The organism is Bacteroides faecichinchillae JCM 17102 (assembly GCF_000614145.1).
Taxonomy (GTDB): domain Bacteria; phylum Bacteroidota; class Bacteroidia; order Bacteroidales; family Bacteroidaceae; genus Bacteroides; species Bacteroides faecichinchillae.
The window spans coordinates 56,755-83,683 of sequence record NZ_BAKK01000012.1; the positions used below are offsets into that span (position 1 = coordinate 56,755).

Here is a 26,929-nt window from a genome sequence, read left to right on the forward strand (position 1 = left end):
CGCTGCCAATAAATTTAGAGAATATGGGAAAAATTATTGCTTTGGCCAATCAAAAAGGTGGTGTAGGTAAAACAACGACTACGATCAATCTCGCAGCGTCACTTGCCACACTCGAAAAAAAAGTACTCGTGGTAGATGCCGATCCGCAAGCAAATGCCTCTTCCGGCTTGGGAGTAGACATCAAGCAATCGGAATGTACTATCTATGAGTGCATTATAGACAGAGCCAATGTACAAGAAGCCATCCTCGACACGGAAATAGATTCTTTAAAAGTCATCTCTTCACACATCAATCTTGTAGGAGCCGAGATTGAAATGCTGAACCTTCCCAATCGCGAAAAGATACTAAAGGAAGTACTTACGCCCTTAAAGAAGGAATATGACTATATCTTGATAGATTGTTCACCGTCGTTAGGACTGATTACGATCAATGCATTGACTGCTGCCGATTCGGTAATCATCCCTGTGCAAGCTGAATATTTTGCCCTTGAAGGAATCAGTAAGTTACTGAATACAATCAAAATCATTAAGTCAAAATTGAACCCAGCTTTAGAAATCGAAGGATTCTTGCTTACCATGTACGATTCTCGTTTACGGCAAGCCAATCAGATTTACGACGAAGTAAAGCGACATTTTCAGGAACTAGTGTTCAACACTGTTATTCAACGAAATGTCAAACTGAGTGAAGCACCTAGCTACGGTATTCCGACTATCCTTTATGATGCGGATTCCACTGGTGCAAAGAACCACCTTGCCCTCGCAAAAGAGATTATTAACAGAAATAAATAACGAAGAAGATATGGCAACACAAAAAAGAAATGCATTAGGACGTGGACTTGACGCCTTGCTCTCAATGGATGATGTGAAAACCGAAGGTTCTTCTTCCATTAATGAAATAGAATTGGCTAAGATTTCTGTCAATCCAAACCAACCACGTCGTGAATTTGATCCGACGGCATTACAGGAATTGGCGGATTCAATTGCAGAAATCGGTATTATCCAACCAATCACTCTACGCAAACTCTCGGATGACGAATACCAGATCATCGCTGGAGAGCGTCGTTACCGTGCTTCACAAAAAGCAGGAATGAAAACAATCCCTGCCTACATCCGCACAGCCGACGACGAAAACATGATGGAAATGGCGCTGATTGAAAACATCCAGCGTGAAGACCTGAATGCGGTGGAGATAGCACTCGCCTATCAACATCTGCTCGACCAGTATGAATTAACTCAGGAACGCTTGAGCGAGCGTATCGGTAAAAACCGAACGACTATTGCCAACTACCTGCGTTTACTGAAACTGCCGGCCCCGATACAGATGGCTCTACAAAACAAGCAGATTGATATGGGGCATGCTCGTGCACTGATTTCATTAGGCGACCCTAAATTGCAAGTAAAAATATTCGAAGAGATACAAGAACATGGATACTCCGTTCGCAAAGTGGAAGAGATAGTTAAATCACTTAGTGAAGGAGAAATCGTGAAAAGCGGTACACGGAAGATCACTCCCAAACGTGCCAAACTTCCGGAAGAGTTTAATTTATTAAAGCAACAGTTATCCGGTTTCTTCAACACCAAGGTACAACTCACTTGCTCCGAGAAAGGAAAAGGAAAGATCAGCATTCCTTTCGGAAATGAGGAGGAATTGGAACGTATCATGGAAATCTTCGATACGCTAAAAAAGTAAATGACTAGAAAAAGTAAAAGATATCAGCTACTTATCATTACCCTGCTTCTCTGTTTTATACAGGTGGCAGGGATTGATGTGTATGCACAGGAGCCTGCAACACCAGTACAGAAAGATAGTACGATTCTGCAACGGCAGCCTCCGAAAGCACGTGCACGAAGACATCGTGACTCTGCTCAAGAAAAGGATTCATTGAAGAAAGACTCTATAAAGTTACTAAAACCGGAACAATTGCAACCGGTAGATAGTCTGTCTGCTGCAAAAATACAAGTAGTTGATAGTCTGAAAGCCTCCAATCAAATAGAGTTGAAAAAGAAAGAACAACCAGAAGCAATTGTTATCAACCAAGACAGTCTTCCACCTGTGCAGGATCTTAACAAAAAAATATTCGTACCGAATCCAACCAGAGCCACTTGGCTCGCTGTAGTTTTTCCCGGAGGAGGGCAGATATACAATCGAAAGTATTGGAAGCTACCTATCATTTATGGAGGATTTGCCGGTTGCGCCTATGCACTAAGTTGGAATGGGAAAATGTATAAAGACTATTCTCAGGCTTATCTGGACATAATGGACAGCAATCCGAATACTAAAAGTTATGAAGATTTGTTGCCTCCTAATGCCAATTATAGTGAAGAGCAATTGAAAACTACTATTAAAAATAGAAAGGATATGTTCCGAAGATACCGGGACCTCAGTATATTTGCATTTATCGGAGTATATATCATTTCCATTATCGACGCTTATGTGGATGCGGAATTGTCTAACTTCGATATTACCCCCGACCTGAGCATGCGAGTTGAACCAGCAATTATTAATAACCAATTTAACTCCAACAAAAAGTCAGTCGGTCTACAATGCGTATTACGATTTTAAAAGCACAACTAAGATTGAAGTTATTATTAAACATGAAGAATTTAGTAAACTATTGTCCGATTATTTTCTTTTTTTTACTAGCAATTCCGCAAGCTAGAGCCCAAAGTGTAGATGTAGTCATCCATGAAAATGGAACCGAACGCAAAGAGAGTATTGATTTGCCAATGAGTATGACATATCCGCTAGACAGCTTACTGAATGACTGGAAAGCAAAAAATTATGTTGATTTAGGTAAAGATTGTAGTACAGCGGAAGTAAATCCCCTATTCAGCGATTCTGTCTATATCGACCGCCTCTCACGTATTCCGGCTATTATGGAAATGCCTTATAATGAGATTGTGCGTAAGTTTATTGATATGTATGCCGGACGTTTGCGCAATCAAGTTTCTTTCATGTTGAGTGCCTGCAACTTTTATATGCCGATATTTGAGGAAGCATTGGATGCTTATGGACTTCCATTGGAATTAAAATATCTGCCTATTATAGAATCAGCTTTGAACCCATCTGCCATATCACGTGCAGGTGCCTCAGGCTTATGGCAATTTATGATCGGAACCGGGAAAATCTATGGTTTAGAATCTAATAGCTTAGTGGACGAACGTCGTGACCCTATTAAAGCTACATGGGCTGCCGCACGTTACTTGAAAGAGATGTATACAATTTATGGTGACTGGAATCTGGTCATCGCTGCCTACAATTGTGGTCCTGGTACTATCAACAAAGCGATCCGTCGCGCAGGAGGTGAAACTGATTATTGGAAAATTTATAATTTCTTGCCCAAAGAAACCAAAGGATATGTACCTGCCTTCATTGCTGCCAACTATGTGATGACCTATTACTGCGATCATAACATTTGTCCGATGGAGACAAATATTCCGACAAGCACAGACACAGTACAGGTAAACAAGAACCTGCACTTCGATCAAATTTCAGAAATATGTAACGTTCCTTTAGACGAAATAAAGAGTTTAAACCCGCAATATAAGAAACAGATCATACCAGGAGAAAGCAAATCTTATACTTTGCGACTTCCAATCAACGCAATCAGTACTTTCATAGATAAACAAGATACTATCTATGCACATCGTGCCGACGAATTATTCCGTAACAGAAAGACAGTTGCAGTGAAGGAACCTACTCCTACTACAAGGAAACAGACTACAGCTGTTACAGGCAAAGGTAAGCTTACCTATTATAATATCAAAAGTGGAGACACATTATCCTCTATTGCAGAAAAACTAAATGTCCGGGTGAAAGATATACAAAGCTGGAATGGAATGTCCAATACCAAAATATCTGCGGGGAAACGATTGAAAATATACAAATAAACAGCTTCTCGCTTGCTTCGTTCAGAAAATTGTTTATTTTTGCAAAATTAAGCAAGTGAAAGGATAACAAATATGGATAATCTGAGTCCCAAAGAAATAGCAGACGAGGAGATGATCAATCAGGCATTCCAAGAATTACTGAATGATTATCTTGCTACCAAACATCGCAAACGAGTTGAAATCATAACCAAAGCTTTCAACTTCGCCAATCAGGCACATAAAGGAATTAAACGCCGTTCCGGTGAACCCTATATTATGCACCCCATCGCAGTTGCCAAGATTGTGTGCAACGAAATCGGATTGGTTCTACTTCTATTTGTGCAGCTTTGTTGCATGATGTAGTTGAAGACACTGATTATACAGTAGAAGATATAGAAAATATCTTTGGTCCTAAAATAGCCCAGATTGTAGATGGACTTACTAAAATTTCCGGTGGTATCTTTGGAGATCGTGCCTCAGCTCAAGCAGAGAACTTTAAAAAGCTACTGCTCACCATGTCTAATGATATCCGCGTTATTCTGATTAAAATAGCTGACCGTTTACACAATATGCGAACTCTCGCTCCATGTTGCCAAACAAACAATTTAAGATAGCCGGTGAGACTCTTTATATTTATGCACCGTTAGCAAATCGTCTGGGACTCTATAAGATCAAAACGGAACTGGAAAATCTCAGTTTCAAGTACGAACATCCTGAAGAGTACGTCGAAATAGAGGAAAAGCTGAATGCTACAGCAGCCGAACGTGACAAAGTATTCAATGATTTCACAGCTCCTATCCGTACTCAATTGGATAAAATGGGACTGAAATATCGGATTCTGGCAAGAGTAAAGTCAATCTATTCCATCTGGAACAAAATGCAAACCAAGCATGTTCCTTTCGAAGAAATCTATGATTTGTTGGCTGTCCGCATTATTTTCGAACCGCGTAATCAGGAAGAAGAACTTAATGATTGTTTCGATATTTACGTATCTATTTCCAAGATATACAAGCCTCATCCCGACCGTCTTCGTGACTGGGTAAGCCACCCGAAAGCGAACGGATATCAAGCATTGCACGTCACCCTGATGGGAAATAACGGTCAATGGATTGAAGTCCAGATTCGTAGCGAGCGTATGAATGACGTCGCCGAACAGGGCTTTGCTGCTCATTGGAAGTACAAAGAAGGAGGAGGTAGCGAAGACGAAGGAGAATTGGAAAAATGGCTGAAAACAATCAAAGAAATACTTGATGACCCGCAGCCGGATGCAATAGACTTTCTGGATACCATCAAGCTAAATTTGTTTGCTTCTGAGATTTTTGTGTTCACGCCTAAAGGAGAACTAAAGACGATGCCTCAAAACTCAACGGCACTCGATTTTGCCTTCTCATTACACACTGATATAGGTAGCCACTGCATCGGTGCTAAGGTTAATCACAAACTTGTTCCATTAAGCCACAAGCTACAAAGCGGTGACCAAGTTGAAATTTTAACTTCAAAATCACAACGTGTACAACCACAGTGGGAAGTATTTGCTACCACTGCTCGTGCTCGTGCCAAGATCGCTGCTATTCTTCGTAAAGAACGTAAAGTTAACCAAAAGATCGGTGAAGAGTTACTGAGTGAATTCCTAAAAAAAGAAGAAGTTCGTCCAGATGAAGTAGTCATCGAAAAGCTACGTAAACTCCATAATTCAAAAAATGAAGAAGAGTTTTTAGCAGCTATCGGTAGTAAAGCCATTGTATTAGGTGATGCTGACAGAAATGAGCTCAAAGAAAAACAAACCAGTAATTGGAAAAAATATCTAACTTTCTCTTTTGGAAATAACACCAAAGAAAAACAAGAAGAAAAGGAATCACAGGAAAAAGAAACGATCAATCCAAAGCAAATACTCAAACTTACGGAAGAAAGTTTGCAAAAGAAATACATCATGGCAGAATGTTGTCATCCTATTCCCGGTGACGACGTTTTAGGATACATCGATGAAAATAATCGAATCATTATTCACAAACGCCAATGCCCTGTGGCCGCTAAGCTGAAAAGCAGCTATGGAAACCGTATTTTAGCAACCGAATGGGATACGCATAAAGAACTTTCTTTCCTTGTATATGTATATATAAAAGGTATAGACAGTATGGGATTACTGAATGAAGTAACACAAGTTATCTCTAGACGATTGAATGTAAATATCCGTAAGCTGGCAATTGAAACCAATGACGGAATCTTTGAAGGTAAAATACAACTATGGGTACATGATGCTGAGGATGTAAGGGCTATTTGTAATAATTTGAAAAAGATTCAAAATATCAAGCAGGTTACTCGCGTAGAAGAGTAGAAAAGCAAAACACACCAATCATATTATGAAAAGGCAAATGGAAATCAAGGCACTTAAAACAACACCTTAAGTATATAACAGGGGAAACAGTTGAACAACCTCTATTAAAAAACAAAAATTTCTAATAAAGAACTCCGGATCAACAATATAGAGTAATATAGTTCCGGAGTTTCCTCCCTAATCTCGTCCGTCCAACTCCCTTTTAATAGCTAAAAGTTCTTCTTTGATACCTTTTAGACGATTGATTATTTCGTAGTTTTTGATAGTCGTTTCCTTATTAACTTTCAATCGTTGACGAGCCCCAGGAAGGGTCATGCCTTTCTCCTTTACCAAATGGTAAATCAGTCCTATGGTTTCTACGTCCTCCTTGCGATATTGACGTACTCCTCTTCCACTAGTTCTGGGAGAAATCTGCGGAAATTCTTTTTCCCAAAACCGAAGTAAAGAAGGATTGACACCAAACATATCAGCCACTTCCGCAATCGAATAATATAATTTTAATTCTTTATCAGTATGAAGCATGAAACTCGTTATTTAAAGTCTTAATCGAATACTTTACCATGGTTTGCTGCTAATTGAATCATCCTTTCATAGTCTTCAGCACTTAAATCCATGAAGTAATAGTTAATTGGATTAACAATCTGCCCTTTCACATGGACTTCATAATGCAAATGAGGTCCCGTACTTTTTCCCGTACTTCCCACTTTTCCAATTACTTCACCACGCACTACCTTCTTTCCAACTTTCGTATTGAATCCTTGCAAATGAGCATAACGGGTCAAATAACCAAAGCCATGATCAATTTCAATCGTATTTCCGTATCCGGTTTCCCATCCAACTTTCACCACTGTACCATCACCAGTTGCATACACATCAGTTCCGGGATGCGCAGAGAAATCCATCCCGGCATGGAATTTAGTCGTACCATAAATAGGATCGACACGCGTACCATAACCGGATGCAGTCTGACGAAGATCTTTATTGGAAATAGGCTGAATAGCCGGAATACATTTCAACATTTCATCATGGTTCTTACACATATCCACCACATCATCAAAAGATTTGGACTGGATATAAAGTTGTTTGGAAAGTACATCTAACTTCTGAGTTGTATTCACTACCAACTTTGAGTTCACCATATCCATCAATTCCTCATAACGGTTCGTTCCTCCGTAACCAGCCTGACGAATAGCCGGAGAGATAGGATCAGCTTGCAGAATTACCCGATACAGATTATCATCACGTTGCTGGATATCTTGAAGAACCCCCATCGCATCGTCTAAACGACGAGAGAGGACATTATATTGTGCCTGCAAACGGCTATTTTCAATTCTAAGTTCCTTCTCAGACGGAGAACCAAACACCAGAAGCAATACAAGGAAGCACCCCGCCCCCAACCCCATACCGATAAAAAGTCGCCGCAAAATACTAAGCGCACGTTGTCGTACGGTAGGGTAAATTCGGTCATACGTCTGCGTCTGTGGATTATATATGTAGTATACTTTACGCATCTTTTTGGAAATATTTCGCTCGTTAATACGGCAAAAATAATAAAAACGAGCTATCTTTGCACTGTTTTTTGAGAATATTAACCTCAACAATAGATATTATAGAAGTATGTTGACTGCAAAAGAGATCAGAGATTCATTCAAGAATTTCTTTGAGTCGAAAGAACATCACATTGTTCCCTCGGCTCCGATGGTGATAAAAGACGACCCTACCCTGATGTTCACCAATGCGGGTATGAACCAGTTTAAAGATATTATTTTGGGTAATCGCCCGGCAAAATACCACAGAGTCGCAGACTCTCAGAAATGTTTGCGAGTAAGCGGAAAGCATAATGATCTTGAAGAAGTAGGACACGATACTTATCATCATACCATGTTTGAAATGCTAGGTAACTGGTCATTCGGTGATTACTTCAAAAAAGAAGCCATTAGCTGGGCTTGGGAATATCTGGTAGAAGTATTAAAACTGAATCCGGAACACCTGTATGCCACTGTATTCGAAGGCAGCCCCGAAGAGGGATTGAGCCGCGATGATGAAGCTGCTTCTTATTGGGAACAATTCTTACCTAAAGACCATATTATTAATGGTAACAAACACGATAATTTCTGGGAAATGGGTGATACAGGACCTTGCGGACCTTGTTCTGAAATCCATATCGACCTTCGCCCAGCTGAAGAACGTGCTAAAATCTCCGGTCGTGATCTGGTAAATCAGGATCATCCTCAGGTTATTGAAATATGGAATCTTGTATTCATGCAATATAACCGCAAGGCTGATAGCAGCCTTGAACCGCTTCCGGCAAAAGTAATCGACACCGGTATGGGATTCGAACGTCTTTGTATGGCCTTGCAAGGCAAAACATCCAACTACGATACAGACGTATTCCAACCGATTATCAAGGTTATCGCTGCTATGGCAGGTACCGAATATGGAAAAGATAAGCAAAATGATATCGCCATGCGTGTAATTGCTGACCACATCCGTACAATTGCATTCTCCATTACTGACGGTCAGTTGCCTTCAAATGCAAAAGCAGGTTATGTTATCCGACGTATACTTCGTCGTGCCGTTCGTTACGGATATACTTTCCTCGGTCAGAAACAAGCATTTATGTATAAGTTGTTACCTGTATTGATTGAAAATATGGGAGAAGCATATCCTGAACTGATTGCACAAAAAGATTTGATCGAGAAAGTTATAAAAGAAGAAGAAGAAGCATTTCTCCGTACTTTGGAAACAGGTATCCGCCTGTTGGATAAAACAATGGAAGAAACAAAGGCTGCCGGAAAGAGTGAAATCAGCGGTAAAGATGCCTTTACTTTATATGACACTTTTGGTTTCCCTCTCGATCTTACTGAATTGATTCTCCGTGAGAATGGAATGACAGTCAATATCAAAGAGTTTGATGCTGAAATGCAACAGCAAAAACAGCGTGCTCGTAATGCTGCTGCTATTGAAACTGGCGACTGGATCACTTTGAAAGAAGGTACAACCGAATTTGTAGCTACGACTATACTGAATATGAAGCTTCCATTCTTCGTTACCGCCAGATCAAACAGAAAAATCAAACTTTATATCAGATTGTACTTGATTACACTCCATTCTATGCAGAAAGTGGTGGTCAGGTAGGTGATACCGGTGTATTGGTTAGCGAGTTTGAAACCATTGAAGTGATCGATACTAAAAAAGAAAATAACCTTCCGATACATATCACCAAGAAGTTGCCCAACCATCCGGAAGCTCCGATGATGGCATGCGTAGATACTGACAAGCGTGCAGCTTGTGCAGCCAACCACTCAGCAACTCACTTGCTGGATGAAGCGCTTCGCGAAGTTTTGGGTGAACATGTAGAACAAAAAGGTTCATTGGTTACTCCAGACTCTTTACGTTTTGACTTCTCTCATTTCCAGAAAGTAACCGATGAAGAAATACGTAAGGTAGAACATTTGGTGAATGCCAAGATTCGTGCAAACATTCCATTGAAAGAATACCGCAATATTCCTATTGAAGAAGCCAAAGAACTGGGAGCAATTGCACTCTTTGGTGAAAAATATGGAGATAAAGTACGTGTTATCCAGTTCGGTTCTTCTATCGAGTTCTGTGGAGGTACACATATTGCCGCAACCGGAAATATTGGTATGGTGAAAATCATCTCTGAAAGTTCTGTTGCAGCCGGTGTGCGCCGTATTGAAGCTTATACTGGTGCTCGCGTAGAAGAAATGTTGGATACCATTCAAGATACACTCAGTGACTTAAAAGCACTCTTCAATAATGCTCCAGACCTCGGTATTGCCATCCGCAAATACATTGAAGAAAATGCAGGTTTGAAGAAGCAGGTAGATGACTTCATGAAAGAGAAAGAGTCTGCACTAAAAGAAAGATTGCTGAAAAATATTCAGGAAATCAATGGAGTAAAAGTTGTAAAATTCTGCGCACCGCTACCTGCTGAAGTGGTGAAAAACATAGCTTTCCAACTTCGTGGTGAAATTACAGAAAACTTATTCTTTGTTGCGGGAACTATAGATAATGGTAAACCAATGCTGACAGTCATGATAAGCGATAACCTGGTTGCAAGCGGATTAAAAGCCGGCAATCTGGTGAAGGAAGCAGCTAAATTGATTCAAGCGGTGGCGGCGGACAACCTCACTTTGCAACTGCCGGAGGGAAAAATGCAGATGGAATGAATGCAGCCGTCGAAAAAGTATTAGAACTTGCTGGAATTTAATAAATAAAAAACAGAAATTAAAGAATGAAGAATTGACATGCAACTATTGCACAACTGATTCTTCATTCTTTATTTTTTAATCCTACACTATAAAAGAGATTAGTTTCCAATGAAAAAAGAGACTTATCTCTTTTTTTAGTTTATTTTTTCTACCTTTGTAAACAGATTAATTATTTTCTTTATCCTTCAAATAACAAAATAAGTAATCACTAATACCCCAAAAACAATGAAAACGCCGATTCATCTATACCTGTTTTTAGCTTGTATATTTGCAGCCTGCAATGCAACAGAAGAAAAACAAGAAATAGATTATTCATCGTACGTAAATCCATTTATCGGAACCGATTTTACTGGAAACACATATCCCGGCGCCCAAGCCCCCTTCGCATGGTACAACTCAGTCCGGATAACGGATTACCCGGTTGGGATCGTATTTCCGGTTATTTCTATCCGGACAGTACCATTGCCGGATTCAGCCATACGCACCTTTCAGGAACAGGTGCAGGAGATTTATATGATATATCTTTCATGCCTGTTACATTGCCATATAATGAAGCACAAGCTCCGCTTGGCATATACTCTAAATTTTCTCACGAAGATGAAAGTGCATCTGCCGGTTATTACCAAGTACGTTTAAAAGACTATAACATAAATGTAGAACTGACAGCAACAGAACGTTGTGGTATTCAACGGTATACATTTCCCAAAGCGGAGGCAGCTATCTTCCTAAACCTGAAGAAAGCAATGAACTGGGATTTTACCAATGACTCTTATATTGAAGTGATAGATTCTGTAACCATTCAAGCTACCGCTTCTCAGACGGATGGGCACGTGATCAGCATATTTACTTCCGTACCCGTTTCTCCAAACCTTTTGAAAAAGTAGAATTAGATACTACAGCAATTATAAAAGACAATAAACGTATTGGAACTGCCACTATTGCCCGCTTCGATTTCAACACTCAGGAAGGTGAACAAATCCTGGTAAATACAGCGATCTCCGGTGTCAGTATGGAAGGTGCAACCAAGAATCTGGAAGCTGAAGTCCCTGAAAATAATTTCGACAAATATTTAGCAGAAGTTAAAGCAAATTGGAATCGTCAGCTCGGCAAAATAGAAGTAAAAGGAAACAATCAGAATGATCAAGTGAACTTTTATACCGCTTTATATCATTCCATGATTGCTCCTACTATTTATAGCGATGTGGACGGAGCTTATTATGGTCCAGACAAAAAAATACATCAAACCGACGGGTGGGTAAACTACAGTACTTTTTCACTGTGGGATACTTTCCGCGCTGCTCATCCGCTATTCACTTACACTGAACCGGAGCGCGTCAACGATATGGTGAAATCATTCATGGCCTTCCACGAACAAAACGGTCGCCTGCCGGTATGGAATTTCTATGGTAGCGAAACAGATATGATGATTGGTTATCATGCCGTACCCGTTATTGTGGACGCATACTTGAAAGGCATCGGAGATTTTGACGCGGAAAAAGCCCTCGCTGCTTGCGTAGCAACGGCAAATATCGATGGATACCGTGATATCGGAGCCTATAAAAATACGGCTATATACCTTATAACGTAAGAGCCCATGAGAGTTCTGATAATTGGTCGTTATCCAGAACATTGGAATACGCATTCGATGATTATTGCATTGCCGTAATGGCAGAGAAGATGGGCAATAAAGAGATTGCAGACGAGTTCTACAAACGATCACAGAACTATAAGAATGTATACAATCCGTCGACCTCCTTTATGCAACCCCGCGATGACAAAGGCAACTTTATCAAGGATTTCAAAGCTGATGATTATACTCCACACATCTGTGAAAGTAATGGCTGGCAATATTTCTGGTCCGTACAACATGACATTAACAGTTTGATAGACCTTGTTGGAGGCAAAAACCGATTTGCACAAAAGCTTGATAGTATGTTTACTTATCATCCTTCGTCAAATGATGAACTACCAATATTCAGCACGGGTATGATCGGACAATACGCACATGGCAATGAGCCAAGCCATCATGTCATTTACTTGTTTAATGCTGTTGGGCATGAAAATCGTACTCAGGAATATATAGCCAAAGTGATGAATGAACTCTATCTCAATACACCAGCCGGACTTTGTGGTAATGAAGACTGTGGACAAATGTCAGCATGGTATGTATTCAGTGCGATGGGATTCTATCCTGTTAATCCGGTGAGTGGGAAATATGAAATAGGCACTCCCCTCTTTCCAGAAATGAAATTACATCTGGCTAATGGCAAAACTTTCACTGTAGTTGCTCCAAACGTAAGTAAGAAGAATATCTATATTCGTTCAATCAAAATAGACGGACACCCCTACGACAAAACGTATCTTACACATGAACAAATCATGAACGGGGCTACCGTAGAATTTGAGATGGGCGATACTCCTAAAGCAATTGGAGTCATTTTTGAAGAAAAAGAATGAATGAAAACTTCGAATTAACCTACAAAGCACTATTCCGCAGATACTATCCAAGTCTGATCTTCTACGCTACCCGTCTGGTAGGAGATGAAGAGGCAGAGGATGTGGTACAGGATGTGTTTGTAGAACTCTGGAAAAGAAAAGACAGCATAGAGATAGGCGATCAGATTCAAGCCTTTCTCTATCGGGCTGTTTATACCCGTTGCTTAAATGTATTAAAACATCGAAACATTGAGGAAGGGTATTGTGCTGCTATGGAAGAGATTAACCAAAAGCGGGCGGAGTTCTACCAACCGGATAACAATGAGGTTATTAGAAAAATCGAAGATCGGGAACTACGAAAAGAAATATACAATGCCATTAACGAGTTGCCGGACAAATGCAAAGAGGTATTTAAACTCAGCTATCTGCACGACATGAAAAATAAAGAGATAGCTGATATTCTCGGAGTTTCACTCCGAACAGTGGAAGCCCATATGTATAAAGCACTTAAATATCTAAGAAATCGCCTCGATCACCTTTGGATAGTATTTTTCTTATTTATATGGAAATAAGATAAGTGTTTTTACGAACTAGGTTGTTTTTATAATAAGAAGGAAAAGAAAAATGAGAAATCTGAGCGAAGACATACTTAAGAAATATTTGATGGGAGAATGTTCTGAAAAAGAACTGACCGAGATTAGCACCTGGATTAAGGAATCAGACGAACATGCCTGTCAGTTGTTTCGCATGGAGGAAATTTATCAGTTAGGTAAAGTGAACTCCTATGCGAACGAGCTACGGATGGACCTTGCAGAAAAGAGACTTTACAAAAGAATCAAACAAGAAAGCAATAAACAACTTAAAATACTACGTATGTATCAGCGGATGAAATATGCTGCTATCATTACCGTAGTATTATTGTTGGGAGGAGGAGCCGGATACTGGTTCTATCAAAATGAAACAGACATGCTGGTAGCTACTGCCAATAAAGGAATTGTTGAAGAAGTCACTCTACCTGACGGGACTAAAGTATGGTTAAACAATTCTGCTACTTTGAAATATCCACGTAAGTTTTCTGACACAGAACGGAATGTTTACCTGGAAGGAGAAGCCTATTTTAAAGTAACCAGGAATCCACAACAGCCATTCATTGTAGAAAGTGACGCAATGAGAGTACGAGTGTTGGGTACGGTTTTCAACTTCAAATGTGACAAAAACAGTCAGATTGCCGAAGCAACTCTGATCGAAGGAGAGATTGAAGTAAAAGGTAAACAGAATGAAGGGCAAATTATTCTTGCTCCGGGACAACGTGCCGAATTGAATAAAGGTTCAGGCAGACTGATTGTTAAACAGGTAGAAGCTAAATTAGATGCTGTTTGGCACGATGATTTAATCCCATTTGAACAAGCGGACATCTTCACCATTACAAAAGCGCTGGAACGTTTCTATGATGTAAAGATCATCCTGTCACCGGATATCCGTTCTGATAAGACCTATTCGGGGGTACTGAAAAAGAAATCAAACATAGAGTCAGTATTGCAATCGTTGCAAAACGCGATACCAATCAACTATAAAATTGTCGGAAGTAATATTTTTATTTCTTCAGACAATAAATAAGCAACCAAATTTTAAAGACATATACCATGAACGTAAAAACACTCTTTATAGGATGTTTAGGTGGATTGTTATCTCTAAATTCCTGTAGCGAAACGACAGAAACTGCCGATTATAGTGCTTATGTAAACCCTTTTATTGGGACTGGTGGACATGGACATACCTTTCCGGGAGCTATCGTTCCACACAGTATGATTCAGCCAAGCCCTGACACTCGTATTGACGGTTGGGACGCTTGTTCCGGATATTACTATGCCGATTCGACAATCAATGGCTTTTCACACACACATATTAGTGGTACAGGATGTTGCGATTATGGAGATGTACTGCTCATGCCTACCGTTGGCAAACAGCAATATATAACTACCGATCCGGAAAGCCAACATCTGGCTTATGCTTCCTCTTTTTCTCATCAAAATGAAACAGCAGAACCTGGATATTATTCAGTCTTTCTGGATACTTATCAAGTAAAAGCAGAACTTACCTCTACTAAACGCGGAGCCCTTCATCGTTATACTTTCCCGGAAAGCAAAGAAGCCGGATTCATTCTAGATCTCGATTATAGTCTACAACGACAGATTAATTCCGAAATGGAGATTGAAGTCATCAGTGAAACAGAAATATGCGGGCATAAAAAAACAATGTATTGGGCTTTTGATCAATCTATTAATTTCTATGCCAAGTTCTCAAAACCTTTCACTTACACTTTAATTACAGACTCCGTTACAATGGATAACGGAAAACGTCTGCCTACCTGCAAAGCGTTATTACACTTCGAAACAACTAACAATGAAGAGATATTGGTAAAAGTCGGAATTTCTGCAGTGGATATAGATGGTGCGCGCAAGAATGTGGAAAGCGAAATAACAGACTGGGATTTTAATAAAGTACGCCAAAATGCGCGGAATGCCTGGAACAAATATTTGTCAAAAATAGACATTACAACTCAAGACAAAAACGATAAAACGATTTTTTATACTGCCTTATACCATAGTGCCATCAGCCTAATCTGTTTACAGATGCTGACGGACGTTACTTAGGTATGGATCTGCAAGTTCATCAGGGAGATACAATCAATCCGATTTATACTGTTTTCTCTTTATGGGATACTTTTCGTGCATTGCATCCATTGATAACAATTATCGATCCTGATCTGAATACTCAGTTTATCAACTCATTAATTAAGAAACACCAGGAAGGTGGGATTTTTCCGATGTGGGATTTAGCTTCTAATTATACCGGTACCATGATTGGTTATCATGCCGTCCCTGTCATTGTAGATGCTTATATGAAAGGATACCGGGATTTTGATGTAAAAGAAGCCTATAATGCTTGTTTGCGTGCTGCCGAATATGATACGGCCGGAATTAAATGTCCACCATTAGTACTCCCCCATCTAATGCCTAAAGCTAAGTTTTACAAAAACTCTATCGGTTATGTACCATGTGACCGCGAGAATGAATCTGTTGCCAAAGCCTTAGAGTATGCTTATGATGATTGGTGTATTTCTACATTTGCGGAAGCTATGGGCGATTTTGAAAATAAAGCCAAATATGAGCGTTTTGCAAAAGCATATGAATTCTATTTTGATAAATCGACCCGATTCATGCGTGGGCTCAATTCCGAAGGAGAATGGCGTACTCCATTCAATCCTCGTTCTTCTACTCATCGTAATGATGATTATTGTGAAGGTACGGCCTGGCAATGGACATGGTTTGTTCCTCATGATGTTGAAGGGTTAGTTAATCTGATGGGAGGAGAAGAAGCTTTTGTTAGTAAATTGGATTCCTTGTTTACTGTCGATTCGGCACTAGAAGGAGAAATGACTTCTTCTGATATCAGCGGACTGATCGGACAATACGCGCATGGCAACGAACCAAGCCATCATGTTATCCATCTTTTTAATTATGTAAACCGTCCTTGGAGAACCCAGGAACTAGTAGATAGCGTTTATCGTAGCCAATATGCAAACAGTATTGATGGATTGTCCGGAAACGAAGATTGTGGACAAATGTCTGCCTGGTATGTTCTCAATTCTATGGGATTTTATCAACCATGTCCTGGCAAACCTATTTACTCAATTGGACGTCCTGCTTTCGATAAAGTGGTGATTCGCTTGCCAGAAAGAAAAACTTTCACTATAATTGCAAAAAATAATACGAAAACAAATAAATACATTAAATGCGTTACTCTAAATGGACAGCCACTTACTACTCCGTTCTTTGAGCATACAGATATTGCTACTGGAGGAATAATGGAAATCACAATGAGTGACAAACCGACAAAATGGGGGAAAAATAACTAACTACCAATAAATATAATATGAAAAAATTTTTATTATCAGCCTATGTATTTAGCATAGCGCTCTTTTCGCATGCCGATGACTGGACACAGTACGTTAATCCATTAATGGGCACACAGTCTACTTTCGAATTATCAACAGGTAACACTTATCCAGCCATTGCCCGCCCTTGGGGAATGAATTTCTGGACTCCCCAAACCGGAAAGATGGGTGACGGATGGCAATATGTCTATACAGCCAATAAAATTCGTGGATTCAAACAAACTCACCAACCTAGTCCATGGATTAACGACTACGGCCAGTTCTCTATTATGCCTGTAGTAGGCAAGCCTGAGTTTAACGAAGAAAAACGTGCAAGTTGGTTTTCTCACAAAGGTGAAGAAGCGACTCCTTACTATTATAAGGTATATCTTGCAGAACACGACGTTGTAACCGAAATGGCACCTACAGATCGTGCGGCTATCTTCCGTTTTACCTTTCCTGACAGCAAAGATTCGTATGTTGTAATCGATGCTTTCAACAAAGGATCTTACATCAAGGTAATTCCCGGAGAAAATAAAATAATTGGTTATACTACCCGCAATAGTGGAGGTGTACCTGAAAATTTCAAGAATTACTTTATCATCGAGTTTGATAAGCCTTTCACTTACAAAGCGACTGTTAATAACGGAGCAGTACAAGAGAATGTGGCTGAACAGACTACAGACCATGCAGGTGCTATCATCGGTTTCCAGACTCACAAAGGTGAACAGGTGAATGCCCGCGTAGCTTCTTCTTTTATCAGTTTTGAGCAGGCTGCTCTTAACATGAAGGAACTTGGAAACGACCAATTGGAGCAAGTGGCAGAAAAAGGAAAAGAAGCTTGGAATCAAGTATTAGGCAAAATTGAAGTAGAAGGTGGAAATCTCGATCAATATCGTACATTCTATTCTTGCTTATATCGTTCTCTGCTCTTCCCACGTAAATTCTATGAATTTGATGCTACCGGTAAACCGGTTCATTACAGTCCATACAATGGTAAGGTTTTACCAGGATATATGTTCACAGATACAGGTTTCTGGGATACATTTCGTTGCTTATTCCCATTGTTAAACCTGATGTACCCTTCTATGAACAAAGAAATGCAGGAAGGACTGATTAACACTTACAAAGAAAGCGGCTTCTTCCCAGAATGGGCAAGTCCGGGACATCGTGGCTGTATGATCGGAAACAACTCAGCTTCTGTATTGGTAGATGCTTATATGAAAGGTGTCAAAGTAGAAGATGCTCAGACATTATATGAAGGATTGGTTCACGGAACAGAAAATGTTCATCCACATGTATCATCTACAGGACGTTTGGGACATGAGTATTATAATAAATTGGGTTACGTTCCTTATGATGTTAAAATCAATGAGAATACTGCACGCACATTGGAGTATGCTTACAACGACTGGTGTATCTACAAAATAGCTAAAGAGTTGAAACGCCCGAAGAAGGAAATCGAACTCTTTGCCAAACGTGCTATGAATTATAAAAATGTATATGATAAAGAATCCAAATTGATGCGTGGACGCAATGAAGACGGACAGTTCCAATCTCCATTCTCTCCATTAAAATGGGGTGATGCCTTTACAGAAGGTAATAGCTGGCACTATTCTTGGTCTGTATTCCATGATCCTCAAGGACTGATCGACTTAATGGGAGGAAAACAAGATTTCGTTCAGATGCTGGATTCTGTATTCTCCGTTCCTCCTATTTTTGATGAGAGTTATTATGGTGGTGTTATTCATGAGATTCGTGAAATGACCGTAATGAATATGGGTAACTATGCACATGGTAACCAACCTATTCAACATATGATCTATATGTACAATTATGCAGGTGAACCTTGGAAAGCTCAATATTGGTTACGCCAGGTTATGAATCGGATGTACACTCCGGGACCGGACGGTTACTGTGGTGACGAAGATAATGGACAAACTTCTGCTTGGTATGTATTCTCTGCATTAGGTTTCTATCCAGTATGCCCGGGAAGTAATGAGTACGTTACAGGAGCTCCGCTCTTTAAGAAAGCTACTCTTCACTTCGAAAACGGTAATAACCTAGTGATTGATGCACCTAATAATGATAAGAAAAATCTCTATATCGAATCTTTAGACTTCAATGGTACTAATTATACTAAGAATTATTTCCGCCATGAAGAGCTATTAAAAGGAGGACTAATGAAAGTTCAAATGGGTGATCAGCCAAACCGTAACCGAGGAACAAAAGACGATGATGCTCCTTATTCATTCTCTAAAGAATTGAAGAAGTAAGAATTTGTTCATCTATAATTAAAGAGTGCCAAAAGCCTCTATTCACAAAATTTCCCCTTGCTACTTTGTAACAAGGGGAAATTTCTTTCTCCATAGCTGTATAACAATACCTTTCAATTGCAAATCACATCCACTGCTTTTATAGATTACTAACAAGTATATAACTACGGTGATTTTATAATTCTTTTTCACTCCTTACTCTTCTCACTAAACAAGAACTACCCGACTGATGACAACAAAGAAAAGCTATTGTCCAGTATCAAGTTGTACAATGAGGAAGAAAAGAGTAGATACTAGAATCAATATTTAGTTATTGTTCAACAAGAACAGAGACTGGTCCCATCAACCGCTTTCCTTTAATGCAGCATTTTTATCAGGCCATCTTAACACCCAAGTCTTTCTTTTATTTTCAGGTTGGGCAGCATCAAAAACAAGACGGTTAAACCATGTACTCGTCACTTTTACAGTTAGTTGATTTTTTCCTGATCGAAGCGCCTTCGTGATATCAGCTTGATAAGGCGATGTCCAAAGAATCCGTATAGGATTATCATTGAGAACTACCTCAGCAATCATATCCACTTTTCCTAAATCAAGAATATAGTTTGCATCACGACTTTTATCTACCTCAAAAGTTGTACTATAATCTACAGTTCCCGAGAAAGCCTTAGCTTCAGCCGAAAGATCTAAATCTTTCCAAGCCTTCAAATCAGTCAGTTGAAGTGTTTCCGGCGCTCCCCATCCAACAGGGAATTCTATTTTCCAAGTATTAGTGAACGGAATGGTTGCTATCACTTTCTTTTCCTTTGCTACTATTTCTGTAATCGGTTTATCTTTACGAAAAACAACAAAGCATGAACCTGCCTGAGGTAAATCTACTGTTACCATAGTCCGGCCTCCTTTTGTCTCATAAACAGCCGGTGTTACATCACCAGTCAAAGGATCCCATATCTCAACATTGCCTTTATTTCGAAAATCCAACTGCCCTGCAAATTCCTTACCTTGAGGAGCTACCACATAATACCAATCAGCTTGATCAATATTCCTATGTGACCATAATACATCCTGGCCTTTTATATCCGGTTCCATATTCAACTTTGTTAAAGCCTCATCCAAAGTCATTCCACTTATCATTCGACCTTTTCCAATTGGCCGAATACCTTGCCGGGCATTATTACCCCAAATCTTTTTAACCATCTTATTAAAATGCTTCTGAGCCGCCTTTCCACCGGAAAGTGTAGCTAAACCAATCGGTGCTTCTCCAATAACGGTCGCTCCCGCTCGAATAAGCGCATATAACTTATCCAAAGTTTCCATACACATACGTGGAGCTTCCGGTAGCCAAAGCACACTATAACGAAGTCCTTCAGGAGTAATTAAATCACCATTATCAACAGCTAAACGATTCAACAAAACATCCTGATTACAATAATCATACTTAAATCCAATGGGGAAAGGTGCATTTTGATCAGGTTTGTGATTAATCTCATCACCTAAATACCAAAGAACATCCGATACCGGCTTCCCTCTCTCCATCAAATAACTGCAACGAGCCAAATAGGTAGTAAACTCAGGCATATATTTCCACCATGTTTGCCCACGCAAGAAAGGAGTACCGATACCAGCACCAGAAAAAGAAGTTCCCGGTGCAAGAGAGGCAACATTCGGATTATGAGTATATGTATGGAAAACCAAATGAGTGACTCCTTCTATACAATTTATATTAGCGACCTCTTTCAGCATCTGCCAATGTTCATCCCAAGTATGAGAAAATGAAGTAAAAGCTTCTGCTGCAATACGTGGTTTGCCATAAATACGGGCAGCTGAAGTAGTCGGCTTAATCGGCTTAAAATTGAGTGAACCGACAAAATTATCCATTAAAGGTTGCCAGAACTCGCACATCGGTACATCAGCAAATTTATAATATTCCAGAATGTCCGCCGGAAAAACATCACCGGCTGCCGTTTCATAAGTAATAGAAAGATTGTTTTGCTTTGCCAATTTTGCCATATTGCCATAGAAATTATGAACAAAGAGTTTATTCAGCACTCTACGCCAATCACACAAAAAGCGAAATGTACTCTCCTGATCATCCACCACGTAACCGAAAAGTGCCGGCAACCATTTCCGCAATGAATATCCCATCATTTGCTCAAATTCCTTATCCAATCCGGTTGTCCAAGTTTGGGTCCGACATTCCCAACTGTCCATCAGCATTCCTTTTAACAACCCATTCGATAACGGGCCATTCTCTCCGGACAAACGTCCGATATAACCGGAAAAATGAGTGTTCGAGCCTTCTGTCGAGAGTTTATTACACTCCCATCCTGTTCCTTCAGGAGGTGCAGGAGCATTACGTTGTCCTGTATTAACATGTCCGACACGCAATACCGTCCATTCACCCTTGGGAGCTTTCCACCTCAAATCTCCCTTTTCGTCCATTAAAGTCGTAATGTCAATGACCTCAGTTGAATTTACAAAAGTTTCTACCGCAGTTTGTTTACCATCTCCGCTCCTTTCAATGCTTCTCAGAGTCCAACCTGCTTCCGACTCCCAGCTATTTTTCCGGGAAGCAGAAAACATACGTAGCGATCTCAGTGTTATATCATGTTGATTAACAATAGAAATCCGATATTTCTTCGCACCTTTTGTTTCAGAACAAGCCAGTGATATAGGATAATTATCCTGCCAGTTGCTTTGAGGCAAATCAGTATTCAGTACTTCCTGAATAGTTCCGTCAGATAAATAAGCCTCCAGTTTTACATGAATACCCGGTATGAAACACCAAGGATGATTGGCTTCATTGATGGAAGGAAACTCCAAAGTTCGAACAACGGTTTCACTTGGAAACTCGACTTCTATCCAATAGGGATTATCAACAGATGTGGAAGATAGGCGCATCGCATCTTTGGCCTTACCCAAGAAATAATCATTCCACATTTCTTGCTTATTACTTTTAAAAGAAGAAGGATTCAGCGGTTCACCAGTATCACCTTTTGGAGTTGGGAATGCAATTACCATTAAATCATTATAGTCTCTCCACTCTTCATCACTTGGCTGAGGGATAGGAAGATTTTTTATAATTTCCGCACCATTTCCCAAAACATCCGTCCTGCTCCATGCCAAATGGCGCATAGCATTAGAAGGCTTGATCCATGGTCCCCCGGACATTGCCCATCCGGGACAATTCTGCATGGTAAATCGCAAACCCAATCGTTGGCACTCTTCGCCCGTATGCTTCACCATTCCATCCCATAAAGGACTAAGACACGTTATTTGTGGTTCCACTCCCGGCCATGGACCGCCAAATTGTCCATGAAACAAATGCACACCTGAAAATCCGGCACTGGCGATCGCTTCCAAATCTTTTGTAATCCCTTCGATCGATACATTACCTCCTATATAGTGAAACCAAGTCTCAGGGTAGAAAACCTTATCAGGAGATTTGAATTTATTCATATCCGAATCATTAAAAGACGAATAAAGTTCTTCCACAGATGGAGTGACAGCAACTTGTGCCTCAGCAGGGATAGATGTACCAACTAAGAACCCGATGATGGAAACCAACAAAAGTGTATTTCTCATAATAATATATTTTTAGAATGAAGTAACATTGAGATAATACAAGAGCCATGGAGAATCTCATATACAAAACAATTGCACAATATTCGTCAATTTAGTTCACATTTGCAAAATAATCACTGATAATTTAGCCAACAGACAATCTATTCAAGTATAAAAATATTCAGATAGATATGTTTTCGCAATTAATTGATTTTATTAGAAATAATCCATGCAGAAAGGAGTATAACATTATAAGTAATGAGTAGAAGCATTAATAGAATAGTTCTTCTTCTCCTATAACAAACTTTACTTTCTTTAATAGTAAACTTGCTTTTCATTAACTACAATCTATAAACAGAACTTGCATTTATATAAATGCAAGTTGCGTTTATATAAACGAAAGTTCTGTTTGTATAAATGCAACTTCTGTTTATAGTTTATTCTTAATAAAGAATAATTTCTCTATCAGAGGAAAAGAAGTTAGGTATTAAAGAACAGAAAGTTTGTTATTAATAAAATGGATGTTTACTATTAATAAGGAGTTTAAAAGTTACCCGTCATCCATAAAACAAAGAAGATAATGGCAAGAAACGGCAAAGGTGATAGGTTGATAGAGAAAATGATGTTTTTTGCTAGGTAGATCAAGAATGGTTGAAATAGGAACTAATTATAAAGACATACTCACCTTGATGTAATCGGCTACGCAATACTTTTTTAAAGATTTCTTCAAAAAAAGAAGATTTAGGCTAAGTGTTTATTGAAATATCATTGTTTTATTATCAAAAGGCAGGGAAAAGCAACCCCCGCTTGTCATTAACGCGATAAATAATCAACTAATGTATAACCATTAATTTTAGTTTATGAAAAGCAATCGTTCACGACGAGTGTCGAATTTACTTCGATCTTTATTGATTCTATTGTTTGTGATAATTCCGTCTCAATGGGCTATAGCACAACTGACACTATCAACGTCACACACAAATTTGGGAACTGTTATCAAACAAATTCAATCCCAATCCAAGTACCAGTTTTTTTATAACGACAAATTATCTACGATCAGTGTAGATGCGTTGAATGTAAAGGACGCTTCTTTGGAAAGCGTATTAAGTACTCTTTTGAAAGGAACAAATATTTCTTTCAAAGTAGAAGACAACATCGTTTACTTGTCTGAAAAGAATGTACCTCAGGCTAGCCAACAACAGGTAGGTCAGGAACGTACCATTAAAGGACAGGTTATTGATACTAAAGGAGAACCGTTAATCGGTGTAAGTATTTTGCTTAAAGGAACCAGTAATGGTACTATCACTGATATAGATGGTAAGTATTCGTTAAAAGTCAGCGGAGCTAATCCTATATTAGTATTCTCTTATATAGGATATAAACATTGGAAGTTCCTGCCAAAGAAAGCAATATCAATATTACTTTATCTGATGACACACAGGTTATTGACGAAGTAGTCGTTACCGCTTTGGGTATCAAGCGCGAAAAGAAAATGCTGGGATATGCTGTACAGGAAATCAAAAGTAGTCAGTTGAACAAGACGGGTGACCCATCTGTAACCAGCGCACTGCAAGGTAAAGTAGCAGGTCTGCAAATGAACACATCAGGAACAGGTTTAGGAGGTTCTACTAAAATCACAATTCGTGGTAACTCTTCATTATCAGACAATAACCAGCCATTGTGGATTGTAGACGGTGTTCCTTTCAGCGACAACAACAATTCGGATGCATCTTACTACGGTGGTGTAGACCGCGGAGGTTCTGCTGTCGATATCAACCCGGAAGATATCGAATCTATTTCTGTATTGAAAGGCCCAAATGCTGCCGCCCTATACGGTTCACGTGCCGGTAATGGTGTAATTTTAGTTACTACAAAGAAAGGTAGTAAAAAGGATGGATTCGGAGTACAATACAACGGTAACTTTACATGGAGTCAAGTAGCTGAAACTCTTGAAATGCAGGATAGATATGGTCAAGGTCACATCGTCACACAAGATGCTGACAAAAATCCACTTTCTCAGTTCTATGCAACTTATGATCCGAAAGATTCCTCCAGTTGGGGACCTGTATTGGACGGTAGTATGCAAAAAGCATGGAATGGAGATACTTATGCTTACTCTAAATATGGGAACAAACTAGAAGACTATTTCAATGTAGGTTTCGCACAGAATCATAATGTAGCTGTAAGCAATGTGACTGAAAAATCGCACTTTCGTGCTTCTTTCGGTAGTTCTAGCAACAAAGGAGTATTTCCTAATGAGAAGCTGAACAGAATCAACCTCGACCTGAATGCCGGAATGGAAATGAACAAATACTTCTCAATGGACGGAAAGATTTCTCTTTCACGTACCAAAGCAGAAGACCGTCCTTATTTCGGAACTTATGGAGCTATTGCTCAGTTGATGGGTATTCCTAATAATATTCGTCTGGATGACCTAAAACAATATTCTAATGCAAATAATGCACATGTAAACTGGACAGGACCTACAGCCGGTATACGTAATCCTTATTATGTACTGAACCAACGTCACAACTCAGACGAACGTTGGAGAGCTTTCGGTTACTATGGTGCTAAAATCAACTTTACAGATTGGTTGCACCTTTCTGCAAAATATGCATTCGACTATTATCGTACACGTATTCAAGATACAAATGCAGGAGATGGTATTAACGGTGAAAGTAGCGTAAAAGATATTACAGACGACTCATTTGACCGTTCTGAAGATAACTTCTTCGAATCTAACGCAGAATTTGTATTACTCGGAGATAAACAGCTGACTGAAAACTTCCGTTTAGGATTTTCTGTAGGTGCTAACTTTATGTATCAAAAGAATGAATCGTTAAATGCTGGGGTACGTAATATGCTTGATAAAGGACAATGGATATTCAATGCAGCTAATATGTTGAATACAGCAGGTGAATCGGGATTTGAAAGAGCTACTAACTCTGTATTCGGTTCTGTACAATTGGCATGGAAAGAATATTTGTCATTGGATTTGACTGCCCGTAACGACTGGTCGTCTACCCTTCCACAACAAAACAACTCTTTCTTCTACCATCTGCCAATCTCAGCTTTGTGATTTCAGACTTTATTCGCTCATTGGATAAGTCTTTACCTAGCTGGATAACATTTGCTAAAGTTCGTCTTTCTGCAGCACAAGTTGGTAAAGATACATCTCCTTATCAATTGTATAACACTTACGCATTCAAATTTGAAAAAGGTGAATTGATACCAAGTAAATCAAATGTGAAAATGAACGACCAGTTGAAACCGGAAATCGCAACTTCTTATGAAGCAGGTTTGGACATGAAGTTCCTTAACAACCGCCTGGGATTTGACTTTACCTATTACACTAGCCGCACTAAAAACCAAATTATGAAAGTTCCTGCTGCAGCTCCTTGGAGCGGTGGTAAATGGGTTAATGCCGGTTTGATTACCAACAAAGGATTTGAAATGATGATTTATTCAACTCCGATTCAGACAAAAGATTTCTCATTTGATTTGAATGTCAATCTTGCCAAGAATGTTTCTAACGTAAAAGAACTGGCGGAGGGAGTAGATTATCTCTACTTCAACGGTGACTCTAACTTCCCTGTAAATGTAGGTACTCGTCCTGGTCATAAACTAGGAGAAATTTATGCTAAAACTCTGTACAAACGTGATGATAAAGGCAATATCCTTATCAACAAAGAAAACGGTCTGCCAATGACAACAACTGATGCAAACGAACGTTTGACTAATCCGATCGGAAATATTCAACCGAACCTGCTAATGTCTGTAGCTCCGGCATTTACTTATAAAGGATTCACCCTTTCCGCTATGTTCGACATGAAGTTTGGTGGTGATATCATTTCCATCTCAGAAATGAATGCTACCGGAAATGGTCTTGCAAAACGTACAATGAACCGTGGTGAAAACGACAACTACATGATGGTATTCCCGGGTGTATATGAAGATGGAACTCCGAATACAACGAAAATCTCTGCATCTAACTATTACGGAGCCTTGATAGCAGAAGATTTCATCTATGATGCATCTTTCATCAAATTGAAAGAGTTGTCACTCGGTTATTCATTTCCTAAGAGTATGTTGAAGAAAACTCCTATTCAGTCATTAAATCTTTCATTCGTTGCTCGTAACCTGGCATACTTGATGAAGCATACTCCGGGTACAAGTCCTGAAGGTGGATATGATACAACAATGTTCTCTCAAGCTATTGACTTCATGGCTGTACCTTATACCCGTACTTTCGGATTCTCAGTAAACTTTAGTTTCTAACC

General features: G+C 39.4%; 10 protein-coding genes and 5 pseudogenes. 12 read left to right on the forward strand and 3 right to left on the reverse strand.

What is annotated here, in order from left to right:
• The first annotated feature begins 23 nt into the window (after window positions 1-23).
• The 5 genes and pseudogenes from JCM17102_RS08360 (at window position 24) to JCM17102_RS26785 (ending at window position 6,204) form a co-directional block, all read left to right on the forward strand.
• Complete coding sequence (locus JCM17102_RS08360) at window positions 24-788, forward strand: ParA family protein (RefSeq protein ID WP_025074777.1); 765 nt, start codon at window positions 24-26, stop codon at window positions 786-788.
• Between the two features lie 10 nt (window positions 789-798).
• On the forward strand, window positions 799-1,689 hold the full coding sequence (locus tag JCM17102_RS08365; protein WP_025074778.1) for a ParB/RepB/Spo0J family partition protein: 891 nt from the start codon (window positions 799-801) through the stop codon (window positions 1,687-1,689).
• Window positions 1,690-2,562, forward strand: coding sequence for a DUF5683 domain-containing protein (locus JCM17102_RS08370; RefSeq protein ID WP_025074779.1), 873 nt, complete (start codon window positions 1,690-1,692; stop codon window positions 2,560-2,562). It begins immediately after the preceding gene.
• A 32-nt stretch (window positions 2,563-2,594) separates the two neighbouring features.
• On the forward strand, window positions 2,595-3,890 hold the full coding sequence (locus tag JCM17102_RS08375; protein WP_025074780.1) for a lytic transglycosylase domain-containing protein: 1,296 nt from the start codon (window positions 2,595-2,597) through the stop codon (window positions 3,888-3,890).
• A 72-nt stretch (window positions 3,891-3,962) separates the two neighbouring features.
• Window positions 3,963-6,204 (forward strand): annotated as a pseudogene (locus JCM17102_RS26785) (RelA/SpoT family protein).
• Between the two features lie 177 nt (window positions 6,205-6,381).
• On the opposite strand, the gene JCM17102_RS08385 reads toward JCM17102_RS26785, so the two are convergent.
• Window positions 6,382-6,726, reverse strand: coding sequence for a MerR family transcriptional regulator (locus JCM17102_RS08385; protein WP_025074781.1), 345 nt, complete (start codon window positions 6,724-6,726; stop codon window positions 6,382-6,384).
• Window positions 6,727-6,746: 20 nt separating this feature from the next.
• A complete protein-coding gene (locus tag JCM17102_RS08390) occupies window positions 6,747-7,715 on the reverse strand; it encodes a M23 family metallopeptidase (protein ID WP_025074782.1) in 969 nt (322 codons plus the stop codon).
• Window positions 7,716-7,821: 106 nt separating this feature from the next.
• Between JCM17102_RS08390 and alaS the strand changes: the two are divergent.
• The 6 genes and pseudogenes from alaS (at window position 7,822) to JCM17102_RS08420 (ending at window position 19,088) form a co-directional block, all read left to right on the forward strand.
• Window positions 7,822-10,438 (forward strand): annotated as a pseudogene (gene alaS, locus JCM17102_RS26790) (alanine--tRNA ligase).
• A 226-nt stretch (window positions 10,439-10,664) separates the two neighbouring features.
• Window positions 10,665-12,896 (forward strand): annotated as a pseudogene (locus JCM17102_RS26795) (GH92 family glycosyl hydrolase).
• Window positions 12,893-13,447 (forward strand): RNA polymerase sigma-70 factor, encoded by a 555-nt coding sequence (locus tag JCM17102_RS08405; protein WP_025074783.1) that lies wholly within the window; start codon window positions 12,893-12,895, stop codon window positions 13,445-13,447. The pseudogene JCM17102_RS26795 and the gene JCM17102_RS08405 overlap by 4 nt, the downstream one beginning before the upstream one ends.
• Window positions 13,448-13,499: 52 nt before the next feature.
• Window positions 13,500-14,492, forward strand: coding sequence for a FecR family protein (locus JCM17102_RS08410; protein WP_025074784.1), 993 nt, complete (start codon window positions 13,500-13,502; stop codon window positions 14,490-14,492).
• Between the two features lie 26 nt (window positions 14,493-14,518).
• Window positions 14,519-16,794: pseudogene (locus tag JCM17102_RS26800) on the forward strand (GH92 family glycosyl hydrolase).
• A 17-nt stretch (window positions 16,795-16,811) separates the two neighbouring features.
• On the forward strand, window positions 16,812-19,088 hold the full coding sequence (locus tag JCM17102_RS08420) for a GH92 family glycosyl hydrolase (RefSeq protein ID WP_025074785.1): 2,277 nt from the start codon (window positions 16,812-16,814) through the stop codon (window positions 19,086-19,088).
• 342 nt (window positions 19,089-19,430) lie between these two features.
• Here JCM17102_RS08420 and JCM17102_RS26805 read toward each other — a convergent pair whose 3' ends face one another.
• Complete coding sequence (locus JCM17102_RS26805) at window positions 19,431-22,670, reverse strand: glycosyl hydrolase (protein ID WP_275564340.1); 3,240 nt, start codon at window positions 22,668-22,670, stop codon at window positions 19,431-19,433.
• Between the two features lie 839 nt (window positions 22,671-23,509).
• On the opposite strand from JCM17102_RS26805, the pseudogene JCM17102_RS26810 reads away from it, so the two are divergent.
• A pseudogene (locus JCM17102_RS26810) lies at window positions 23,510-26,927 on the forward strand (SusC/RagA family TonB-linked outer membrane protein).
• The last annotated feature ends 2 nt before the right edge of the window (window positions 26,928-26,929 follow it).

Coding starts and splice junctions, on each gene's coding strand:
- JCM17102_RS08360 (WP_025074777.1), top strand. CDS start 24: ATGGGAAAAATTATTGCTTTGGCCAATCAAAAAGGTGGTGTAGGTAAA.
- JCM17102_RS08385 (WP_025074781.1), bottom strand. CDS start 6,726: ATGCTTCATACTGATAAAGAATTAAAATTATATTATTCGATTGCGGAA.
- JCM17102_RS08410 (WP_025074784.1), top strand. CDS start 13,500: ATGAGAAATCTGAGCGAAGACATACTTAAGAAATATTTGATGGGAGAA.
- JCM17102_RS08390 (WP_025074782.1), bottom strand. CDS start 7,715: ATGCGTAAAGTATACTACATATATAATCCACAGACGCAGACGTATGAC.
- JCM17102_RS08370 (WP_025074779.1), top strand. CDS start 1,690: ATGACTAGAAAAAGTAAAAGATATCAGCTACTTATCATTACCCTGCTT.
- JCM17102_RS26805 (WP_275564340.1), bottom strand. CDS start 22,670: ATGAGAAATACACTTTTGTTGGTTTCCATCATCGGGTTCTTAGTTGGT.
- JCM17102_RS08365 (WP_025074778.1), top strand. CDS start 799: ATGGCAACACAAAAAAGAAATGCATTAGGACGTGGACTTGACGCCTTG.
- JCM17102_RS08375 (WP_025074780.1), top strand. CDS start 2,595: ATGAAGAATTTAGTAAACTATTGTCCGATTATTTTCTTTTTTTTACTA.
- JCM17102_RS08405 (WP_025074783.1), top strand. CDS start 12,893: ATGAATGAAAACTTCGAATTAACCTACAAAGCACTATTCCGCAGATAC.
- JCM17102_RS08420 (WP_025074785.1), top strand. CDS start 16,812: ATGAAAAAATTTTTATTATCAGCCTATGTATTTAGCATAGCGCTCTTT.